Source organism: Otariodibacter sp., assembly GCF_029256985.1.
GTDB lineage: Bacteria > Pseudomonadota > Gammaproteobacteria > Enterobacterales > Pasteurellaceae > Otariodibacter.
Genome location: NZ_JARIDQ010000081.1, coordinates 1 through 9,314 on the forward strand (window position 1 = coordinate 1; position 9,314 = coordinate 9,314).

Consider the following 9,314-nt stretch of genomic DNA (forward strand, 5'->3'; position numbering starts at 1 on the left):
TTCGACTTCTTAGGTTTACGTACCTTAACCATTATCAAATGGGCGTTGGAAATGATTAACCAACGCCTAACCAAAGAAGGCAAAGATCCAGTTAGAATCGAGAGCATTCCACTGGATGATAAAAAAGCGTTTGATTTACTATTAAAATCACAAACCACTGCAGTATTCCAATTGGAATCTCGAGGGATGAAGGATCTTATTTCTCGCTTAAAACCGGACTGTTTTGAAGATATTATCGCTCTAGTTGCCCTATTCCGACCGGGGCCTCTTGAATCAGGTATGGTACAAAACTTTATCGATCGTAAACACGGCAAAGAGGAAGTATCTTACCCCGATGCACAATTTCAGCACGAATCACTTAAACCGATTTTAGACCCAACCTATGGGATTATTCTGTATCAAGAACAAGTTATGCAAATTGCACAGGTTCTTGCGGGCTATACTCTAGGTGGAGCAGACTTACTTCGTCGTGCGATGGGTAAGAAAAAGCCAGAAGAAATGGCTGCTCAACGGGAAATTTTTGAAAAAGGCGCTATCGCTAATGGTGTAGATGGTAGCCTTGCGATGAAAATCTTTGACCTCGTAGAAAAATTTGCAGGGTATGGGTTTAATAAATCACACTCAGCCGCTTACGCCCTTGTTTCTTACCAAACTCTTTGGCTTAAAGCACACTTCCCTGCTGAATTTATGGCGGCGGTAATGACCTCTGAATTGGATAACACCGATAAAATCGTCGGTTTTTATGATGAATGTATCAATATGGGATTAACGGTTGTGCCACCCGATATTAATACAGGTAAACATCGCTTTAGCGTCAATGAAAAAGGGGAAATTGTGTATGGGCTAGGGGCAATCAAAGGCGTGGGTGAAGGCCCTGTTGATGCGCTCTTAGCAGCGCGCAAACAAGGTGGATTCTTTAAAGATTTATTTGATTTAACCGCAAGAGTGGATCTTAAGAAAGTTAATCGTCGCACCTTTGAAGCCTTAATTATGTCGGGAGCCTTTGATAAATTAGGCCCACATCGTGCCGCTTTAATGAAAAATTTAGAAGATGCTTTAAAAGCCTCGGATCAACACGCAAAAATGGAAGCCCTTGGTCAAACGGATATGTTTGGTGTGCTAACCGATAGCCCAGAGGAAGTCCAAAATGCATATGCCAATACGCCAAAATGGAGCGAACAAGTTATCCTTGAAGGAGAAAAAGCTACGCTAGGACTTTATCTCAGTGGACATCCTATTAGTCGATTCTTGAAAGAATTATCACGCTATGCTCCTGTTCGCCTTAATGAACTGCAACCTACCTATCGAGGTCAAGTAGCTACGGTGGCTGGTATTATTATAGCATCAAGAATTACGACAACTAAAAAAGGCAATCGTATTGGTATTGCAACTATCGAAGATCGTTCGGGTAAATTGGATATTACACTCTTTTCTGAGGTCTTGGAAAATTATGGGCATCTATTACAAAATGATGAGATTATTATTGCTCAAGGTGCAATCCAATACGATGATTTTAGTGGTGGATTAAAAATGTCTGCTCGAGAAATTATTTCGTTGGAAGAAGCGCGTAATCGTTACGCAAAAAGTCTTGCTCTTGCAATATATCAAGAGCAATTAACTCCACAATTTATTAAAACATTGATGACGATTATTACTCCTCATAAAGAAGGAATTTTACCATTACATTTCTATTACCAAAGTCAAGATGCTAGGGTGTTAGTTTCTAGCGGAGTTGAATGGCGAATTACACCTACTGAGCAAATGCTTACAGAGTTAAAAAACTTATTAGGCGAAACTGCTGTTGAATTGGAATTTGAATAATTATTTATTGAAGGATATTGCATCATGTTACGCTGTTTATATATTTTATTAAGCTATCTTATTCAGCCATTTGTATTGGTTTTTATGTGGAGAAGAGGGTTTTTGCAACCAGAATATCGATACCGTTTATGTGAGCGTTATGCCTTTTATAAAAATTTAAAAAAGCCTCTTTCAAAAGGAATTGTAATACACGCTGCATCAGTTGGTGAAGTTATTGCAGCTACGCCTCTTATCAAAAAAATAAAAGAATACTACCCTCAACTACCTATTACCATTACAACGGTTACACCAACAGGCTCTAGTCGAGTTAAGGCTGCTTTTGGGAATGAGGTTTATCACTTTTATTTACCTTATGATCTACCTGATGCTGTTAAGCGATTTCTTAATTTTGTGGAACCAAAACTTTTCATTGTGATAGAAACAGAATTATGGCCTAACTTAATCCACCAGATTCATACAAGAAAGATCCCTTTTGTGATCGCTAATGCTCGACTTTCTCCTCGTTCAGCTAAACGTTATGGGTGGATTAAATCGCAATTGCAACCTATGTTGAATGAGATTGATCTTATTCTTGCCCAAGATAAAGTGAGTGCAGATCGTTATTTAGCATTAGGGTTTAATCCTGATAATTTAATCAACACAGGAAATCTAAAATTTGATTTAGAGGTTACTCCAGAGCTTCGTAACAAGATCATCGAAACCAAGAATGAATTACATATTGGACAACGTTTAATATGGATAGCAGGTAGCACTCATGAAGGCGAAGAAAAAATAATTTTAGAAGCTCATCAGCAATTGCTCAATAAATATAAAAACTTACTTCTAATTCTTGTTCCTCGTCATCCTGAACGTTTTGAAGAAGTAGAAAATCTACTTAAAAAAACACAGATTTCTTATGTGAAGCGGTCAAATAAACAAGAAGTTTTGCAAAATAGCGAAGTATTGTTAGGCGATACCATGGGTGAAATGATGTTACTATATGGTTTGGCTCAAATTGCATTTATTGGTGGAAGTTTAGTTAAACATGGTGGACATAATCCTCTTGAGCCTATCGCATTTAAAATTCCTGTTATTTCTGGTCGCCATACATTTAATTTTCCAGAAGTGTTCACTAAATTACGTAATGTAAATGGTGTTATTGAAATTGAAAATAAACAACAATTAATAAAAGCAGTAAGTAAATTACTAGATAATCCTGAATTTGGTAGAGAGATTGGCCATGCTGGATTTAGTGTTTTAAAAGAGAATCAAGGTGCTTTAGCTCGTCATCTTGATTTATTAGCCCATTATCTTAAATAAAAAGAAGAATATTATGACTGTAATTTATGCCGGTACATTTGATCCTATCACTAATGGACATTTAGATATTATTCAACGAGCATCGATTCTTTTCCCAAAAATTATCGTTGCTGTTGCAGAAAATACAACAAAAAGACCATTGTTTGATCATCAACAGCGAATAAAATTAACTCAAGAGAGTTGTAAAGACATAGCTAATGTTGAGGTCATTGGATTTAACGGATTATTGGCCGATCTTGCTAAATCCTATGGATCTAAAACTCTAATTAGAGGAATTAGAGGAAGTGATGATATTGATTACGAAATTCAACTTGCTCAATTAAATAATCGTCTCTTAGAAGAATTAGACACTGTATTTTTGCCATCTTCCGTAGAATGGCGTTATTTATCATCTACTATGGTGAGAGAGATTTACTTTCATCAAGGTGATGTTGCACAATTTGTTCCATTGGCTGTCAACAACGTTCTTACTCAATTAGGAAAATAAAATGACTCAATATGATAAACAAAATTTAATTTGGATAGATCTTGAAATGACTGGACTCGATCCAGAAAAAGAACGGATTATTGAAATCGCTACGATTATCACAGATAAAGATCTTAATATTCTCGCAGAAGGTCCCGTGATTGCAATAAATCAAGCGGATACATTACTGGAGAATATGAATGAATGGTGTGTAAAAACACATACCGAAAATGGCTTAGTGGAAAGAGTTAAACAAAGTAAACTAACAGAGCGAGCTGCAGAATTACAAACTATTGATTTTCTAAAAAAATGGGTACCTAAAGGTGCTTCACCAATTTGTGGTAATAGTATTGCTCAGGATAAACGTTTCCTATATAAATATATGCCTGACCTAGCCGACTATTTTCATTACAGACATTTGGATGTCAGCACATTGAAAGAGCTTGTCAGTCGTTGGAAACCTGAACTTTTAACTCAATTTTCTAAGAAAAATACCCATCTTGCTTTGGATGATATTCGGGAATCCATTGAAGAGCTAAAATTTTATAGACAAAATTTTATTCGTTTAGATTAAACTAATAATGGTAAATAATGACTAACAAAAATCAATTCTATCTTCAAAATGAAGCAGAACTCTTAAAATTTGGTAAATCACTTGCTGAAGTGTTAAAAATAAGTTTGGATACTAATGACAGCCCCCTTGTTATTTACCTTAATGGAGAACTTGGTGCAGGAAAAACAACATTAACACGTAGCATTGTTCAATCATTTGGGCATAAAGGCAATGTAAAAAGCCCAACTTATACGTTAGTCGAAGAGTATCCTTTATCACCTTATACTCTGTATCATTTTGATTTATATCGTTTAACCGATCCTGAAGAATTAGAATTTATGGGGATTCGAGATTATTTTCGTCCTAAAACACTTTGTCTATTAGAATGGGCAAGTAAGGGACAAGGTATGATTCCAGAAGCCGATTTGATTATTCAGATTGATTATGAAAATGAGGGAAGAAGAATTGAATTACTTCCTCAAAATAAAAAAGGACAACATATTTTTACAAAATATTTAACCAATCTAACCGCTATTACTTAGGATAAAGAATGAAAGATAAATTTTTAGCCAGTTTAATGATTTCTACTTGCTTATTATTCAGTAGTTTAAGTTATGCTAAAACCATTGTAGCTATTGATGCAGGGCATGGGGGAAAAGATCCAGGAGCAATAGGAAAAACAATCGGACTTAAAGAAAAAGATGTTACACTTGCTATCGCTAAAGAATTGAAACGTTTACTTGATAGAGATCCTAACTTCAAAGCAGTTATGACTCGAAGTACTGATTACTTTATTCAACTTCCTAATCGTACTGAAATTGCTCGAAAGAATAAAGCAAATTATTTAGTTTCAATTCATGCAGATACTTCGCCAGTTTCCAATAATTTAAAAGGTGCATCTATTTGGGTTTTATCTAATCGTCGTGCTAATGATGAATTAGGTAAATGGTTAGAAGATCATGAAAAACAATCTGAGTTACTTGGTGGAGCTGGCTCAGTATTATCTAATGCTAATGAACGTTATCTAAGTCAAACCGTATTAGATCTTCAATTCTCACATTCACAGCGATCTGGATATGAATTGGGTAAAACAGTATTAAATAAATTAAGTAGAGTGACATCTCTCGCAAAAAAAGAGCCTCAACATGCAAGTTTAAGCGTATTGCGGTCACCTGATATTCCATCTATTTTGGTGGAAACTGGATTTTTATCTAACCCAACAGAAGAAAAAAGATTGGCAACAACAGCTTATCGCCACCAACTAGCTCAAGCTATTTATAATGGATTAGTGGAATATAACCGTAAGAACCCAATAGAAACGATACCTAAATCTAGCTCTCAGAAAGCAAGTCGTTCAAAAGTATCCTCAACCTCTACTGCAAGTTATCATATTGTACAGCAAAATGAGACTCTGTATTCAATTTCCGTAAAATATCATACAACACCTCAAAAATTGAGTGATTTGAATCATATCAAAAATAATAAAATTATTGTTGGTCAAAAATTGAAATTAAAATAATTCTACTTTATAGAAAAGCCCTATAAGTCATACTCAACTTATAGGGCCTAATACTATTGGAGCAAATTAAAATTAAATTGAATAATCTTCTATTCCATCTCCCATTTTACCTTGCAATAAAAATTGCTTAGTCCGTTCTTCTTGTGGTCGATTGAAAAATTCATAAGCTGTATTTTGCTCAACGATATAACCTTTATCCATGAAGATAACACGATCAGCAACATCTCGAGCAAAAGCCATTTCGTGAGTAACGATAATCATTGTCCAACCTTCGTTAGCTAATACTCGTAACACTTGCAAAACTTCACCAACTAACTCAGGATCTAGTGCTGAGGTTGGTTCATCAAGTAAAATTAAATCGGGTTTGACCGCCAATGCTCGAGCAATACCAACTCGTTGCTGTTGCCCGCCAGAAAGCTGAGAGGGATATAACTCAGCCTTATCCGCCAAGCCGACTTTTTTAAGAAGACTCAAAGCCTGTTCTTTTGCTTCTTCTTTTGATTTCTTCTGTACAACAACAGGCCCCTCCATTACGTTTTCTAACGCAGTACGGTGAGGAAATAAATTATATTGTTGAAATACCATTGAAGAACGAAGACGAAGTGCCATCACATCAGATTTATGCAGTTTCTTTGAGAAATCAATATCTAGCTTACCATCAGTAAAATGTAGAGTGCCTTGATCGGGAGTTTCCAGCAAATTTAAGCAACGCAAAAAAGTCGTTTTACCTGAGCCAGATGGACCAAGAATTGCAATAACTTCGCCTTTCTCAATTGTCAGATCAATTCCTTTGAGAACTTCGTTATCTTTAAAACGTTTATGAATATTTTTAATTTCTAACATACCATTCCCTATGCTGTTACAGATGTCTAGAAAGACGAGTTTCCAATCGTTGTTGGAAAAGCGATAGCACAAAACAAATAATCCAATAGATCAGTGCAGCCTCACTATAAACTAAGATAAACTCGTAAGAGGCTGATGCCACATTTTGTGCAATACGAAATAGCTCAGTTACCAACACTAACGATGCTAATGACGTGTCTTTGACGGTACTAATAAAAGTATTGGCGAGTGGTGGTACAGATACTCTCATTGCTTGCGGAATAATAGTTCGAGTGAAGGCTTGATAGTAATTCATTCCAATCGCATAGGAAGCCTCCCATTGTCCTTTTGGAATAGAAAGAATCGCTGCACGAACAGTTTCTGAAGCATAAGCACCAATATTGATCGAAAAGGCAATAATTGCAGTTGGGAAAGGATCTAATATTACGCCAACTTCAGGCAGTCCATAGAAAATAATAAATATCTGCACCAACATTGGAGTACCACGAATCAGTGAAACATAGATTCGACATATCCTATCTAGAATACGATGCCCTAAACTATGAGATGGCATCGTTCTAACTATCGCCACAAGTACAGCAATAAGTAAACCACCTAAAAACGAGATAATCGCCAAAGGAATTGTGCTTACAATTGTTGCCTCCAACATAGGCAAAAACGAGCTGATTACTAAATCAGCTCGATCTTCTGTCATAAAAGGCAAATTTGCTAATAAATTATTCAGTAATGTCATCACCAAACCATTTGATTGAAATTTGTTTTAAAGTGCCATCTTTACGCATTTCAGTTAAAGCTTGGTTCACTTTATTTACAATATCTTCTTCACCTTTTAAGAAAGCAAAGCCTGACCCCACTTTATCTGTTGATTCAACTGCAATTTTAAGTCCTGCATTTGGCATTTTTTGGAAATAATCTAAAATTGCTAATTTATCATTGACTGTAGTATCAATACGTTTTTGACGAATTAATTCTAAAGCTTGTGCTAAACCATCAACTGTAACTAATTTTGCACCATTACTTGTTGCAATTTTAGAATAGTTACTGGTTAAAGATTGCCCTGCTTTTTTACCTTTTAAATCTTCGAAACTCTTAATACTATCGTCACCATCATTAACTACAATCACTGCATTAGAATAGTCATAAGAGTCACTATAGATATATTTTTTTAAACGTTCTGGGCTTGCGTTAGTTTGATTAGCAATCACATCAAAACGTTGTGCATTTAATCCAGCATACATAGCATCCCATTGAGTTTCTTGGAATTCAATTTTCAAGCCAAGACGTTTCGCTACTTCCTCAATTACTTCAACATCAAATCCTGTCAATTTACCTGTTGAATCGTGAAAAGTAAATGGAGGATATGTTCCTTCTGTTCCAACAAGTAATGTTTTATTTTGCTCAATACGGTCACTAATAGGACCTGCACTCACATTTGCAATCATTGCAAAGGCAAAAGTTGATAGTGCTAATTTTTTAAATAATTTCATAATAATTCCTTACCCTAGATTAAACTTGTTTAAAAAACAAATTCATTATAGGAATGATTTATAACAGGTAAAATAACCTATACCTTCCCATTATAACTAAAAAGCATAAGAAAAGCTTACTCTAAATTTTGAATTTGCTCACGCATTTGTTCAATTAATACCTTCAATTCTACTGCTGAATTTGTTACTTCCGCATTGATGGATTTAGATGCTAATGTATTCGCCTCTCGATTTAGCTCTTGCATCATAAAGTCTAATTTACGACCCACTGCTCCACCCTTATTTAAAATTGAAGTTGTTTCTTTTACATGAAGTTGTAAGCGATCTAATTCTTCTGCTACATCAACACGCTGTGCCAATAACACCATTTCTTGTTCTAAACGTTGCGGATCAATCTGCAAATTCAACTCATCAAAGCGTTGTTGTAAACGATCTTTTTGCCATTGTAATACAGCTGGCATTTGATCTTGTACTTTACTTACTTCGACTGCAATCGCATCTAAACGTTGTTGAATCAAATTGCAAAGGCTCTCACCTTCACGACCTCGCATTGCAATAAAATCTTGTACGATCTGCTCAAATCCAGCCATTAAATCTTTGCTAATTTGATCTAAATCTTGATTTTGTGTATCCACAACACCGGGGAAACGCAATACATCAACTAGATTAATTTCCCCTTCATTTGCTGTTTCTTTTAGCCATTGAAGGGATTTAATCACTTGCTGTGCATAGTCATGATTCAATACCAAGCTATTATTCTGAGTATTACTTAGCTCAATACGCAAGCTACACTCGACTTTACCTCTCGTTAAAGAGGCACGAAGTTTTTCACGCAAGCTCACTTCTAAATGACGAAAAGCTTCAGGTAAGCGGAAGTAAGTTTCTAAAAAACGTTGATTAACGGAACGAAGTTCCCATACTGCATTTCCCCACTCTTTTTTAAGCTCTAAATGGGCAAAAGCTGTCATACTATAAATCATGGTATTTTCTCTATTTAACGAAATTTGGCATATTGTACTGGTTATTCTGATAAAATAGGGGAAATTTTTACAAAAAAGGAATAAATATGCGTCCAAATAACCGTCAAATCAATCAAACTCGTCCTGTTACTATCACCCGTAATTACACTCGCTATGCAGAAGGCTCCGTTTTAATTGAGTTTGGCGAAACCAAAGTTTTATGCAATGCAACCGTTGAAGAAAATGTACCTCGTTTCTTAAAAGGCCAACAACAAGGTTGGGTTACAGCAGAATATGGCATGTTACCAAGAGCGACTCACACCAGAACACAACGTGAAGCAGCAAAAGGTAAACAAGGCGGAAGAAC

Annotated in this window: 10 protein-coding genes and 1 pseudogene; 7 read left to right on the plus strand and 4 right to left on the minus strand. The window is 35.7% G+C overall.

Annotated features, from left to right (window positions below):
• The 6 genes from dnaE to Q1J40_RS08185 form a co-directional block, all read left to right on the plus strand.
• Positions 1-1,821 (plus strand): DNA polymerase III subunit alpha (gene dnaE, locus Q1J40_RS08160; protein ID WP_301099630.1); only part of this gene is annotated, 1,821 nt, incomplete at its 5' end.
• A gap of 24 nt (positions 1,822-1,845) precedes the next feature.
• Positions 1,846-3,120, plus strand: coding sequence for a lipid IV(A) 3-deoxy-D-manno-octulosonic acid transferase (waaA, locus tag Q1J40_RS08165; RefSeq protein ID WP_301099632.1), 1,275 nt, complete (start codon positions 1,846-1,848; stop codon positions 3,118-3,120).
• A gap of 13 nt (positions 3,121-3,133) precedes the next feature.
• The gene (gene coaD / locus Q1J40_RS08170; protein WP_301099633.1) at positions 3,134-3,607 is read left to right on the plus strand and encodes a pantetheine-phosphate adenylyltransferase; all 474 of its coding nucleotides are present in this window, start codon (positions 3,134-3,136) and stop codon (positions 3,605-3,607) included.
• Position 3,608: 1 nt separating this feature from the next.
• Positions 3,609-4,160 (plus strand): oligoribonuclease, encoded by a 552-nt coding sequence (gene orn / locus Q1J40_RS08175; protein ID WP_301099635.1) that lies wholly within the window; start codon positions 3,609-3,611, stop codon positions 4,158-4,160.
• A gap of 17 nt (positions 4,161-4,177) precedes the next feature.
• The gene (tsaE, locus tag Q1J40_RS08180) at positions 4,178-4,681 is read left to right on the plus strand and encodes a tRNA (adenosine(37)-N6)-threonylcarbamoyltransferase complex ATPase subunit type 1 TsaE (protein WP_301099636.1); all 504 of its coding nucleotides are present in this window, start codon (positions 4,178-4,180) and stop codon (positions 4,679-4,681) included.
• An 8-nt stretch (positions 4,682-4,689) separates the two neighbouring features.
• Positions 4,690-5,658, plus strand: a complete 969-nt coding sequence (locus Q1J40_RS08185) for an N-acetylmuramoyl-L-alanine amidase (RefSeq protein WP_301099638.1) — start codon at positions 4,690-4,692, stop codon at positions 5,656-5,658.
• A gap of 72 nt (positions 5,659-5,730) precedes the next feature.
• Here the strand turns inward: Q1J40_RS08185 and Q1J40_RS08190 are convergent, their stop codons facing one another.
• The 4 genes from Q1J40_RS08190 to Q1J40_RS08205 form a co-directional block, all read right to left on the minus strand.
• Positions 5,731-6,501 carry an amino acid ABC transporter ATP-binding protein gene (locus Q1J40_RS08190; protein ID WP_301099639.1) on the minus strand — a complete coding sequence of 257 codons (771 nt, stop codon included), beginning with the start codon at positions 6,499-6,501 and terminating at the stop codon, positions 5,731-5,733.
• A gap of 16 nt (positions 6,502-6,517) precedes the next feature.
• On the minus strand, positions 6,518-7,234 hold the full coding sequence (locus tag Q1J40_RS08195; RefSeq protein ID WP_301099640.1) for an amino acid ABC transporter permease: 717 nt from the start codon (positions 7,232-7,234) through the stop codon (positions 6,518-6,520).
• Positions 7,218-7,988, minus strand: coding sequence for an amino acid ABC transporter substrate-binding protein (locus tag Q1J40_RS08200; protein WP_502306666.1), 771 nt, complete (start codon positions 7,986-7,988; stop codon positions 7,218-7,220). The genes Q1J40_RS08195 and Q1J40_RS08200 overlap by 17 nt, the downstream gene beginning before the upstream one ends.
• Before the next feature lie 116 nt (positions 7,989-8,104).
• Positions 8,105-8,968 carry a YicC/YloC family endoribonuclease gene (locus Q1J40_RS08205; protein ID WP_301099642.1) on the minus strand — a complete coding sequence of 288 codons (864 nt, stop codon included), beginning with the start codon at positions 8,966-8,968 and terminating at the stop codon, positions 8,105-8,107.
• Positions 8,969-9,054: 86 nt separating this feature from the next.
• On the opposite strand from Q1J40_RS08205, the pseudogene rph reads away from it, so the two are divergent.
• Positions 9,055-9,314 (plus strand): annotated as a pseudogene (gene rph, locus Q1J40_RS08210) (ribonuclease PH); the annotation flags it as partial.

What these genes read in the sequence shown, in the direction of transcription:
- waaA (WP_301099632.1), top strand. Translation starts at nt 1,846, where the DNA reads ATGTTACGCTGTTTATATATTTTATTAAGCTATCTTATTCAGCCATTT.
- coaD (WP_301099633.1), top strand. Translation starts at nt 3,134, where the DNA reads ATGACTGTAATTTATGCCGGTACATTTGATCCTATCACTAATGGACAT.
- Q1J40_RS08205 (WP_301099642.1), bottom strand. Translation starts at nt 8,968, where the DNA reads ATGATTTATAGTATGACAGCTTTTGCCCATTTAGAGCTTAAAAAAGAG.
- tsaE (WP_301099636.1), top strand. Translation starts at nt 4,178, where the DNA reads ATGACTAACAAAAATCAATTCTATCTTCAAAATGAAGCAGAACTCTTA.
- Q1J40_RS08200 (WP_502306666.1), bottom strand. Translation starts at nt 7,988, where the DNA reads ATGAAATTATTTAAAAAATTAGCACTATCAACTTTTGCCTTTGCAATG.
- orn (WP_301099635.1), top strand. Translation starts at nt 3,609, where the DNA reads ATGACTCAATATGATAAACAAAATTTAATTTGGATAGATCTTGAAATG.
- Q1J40_RS08190 (WP_301099639.1), bottom strand. Translation starts at nt 6,501, where the DNA reads ATGTTAGAAATTAAAAATATTCATAAACGTTTTAAAGATAACGAAGTT.
- Q1J40_RS08185 (WP_301099638.1), top strand. Translation starts at nt 4,690, where the DNA reads ATGAAAGATAAATTTTTAGCCAGTTTAATGATTTCTACTTGCTTATTA.
- Q1J40_RS08195 (WP_301099640.1), bottom strand. Translation starts at nt 7,234, where the DNA reads ATGACATTACTGAATAATTTATTAGCAAATTTGCCTTTTATGACAGAA.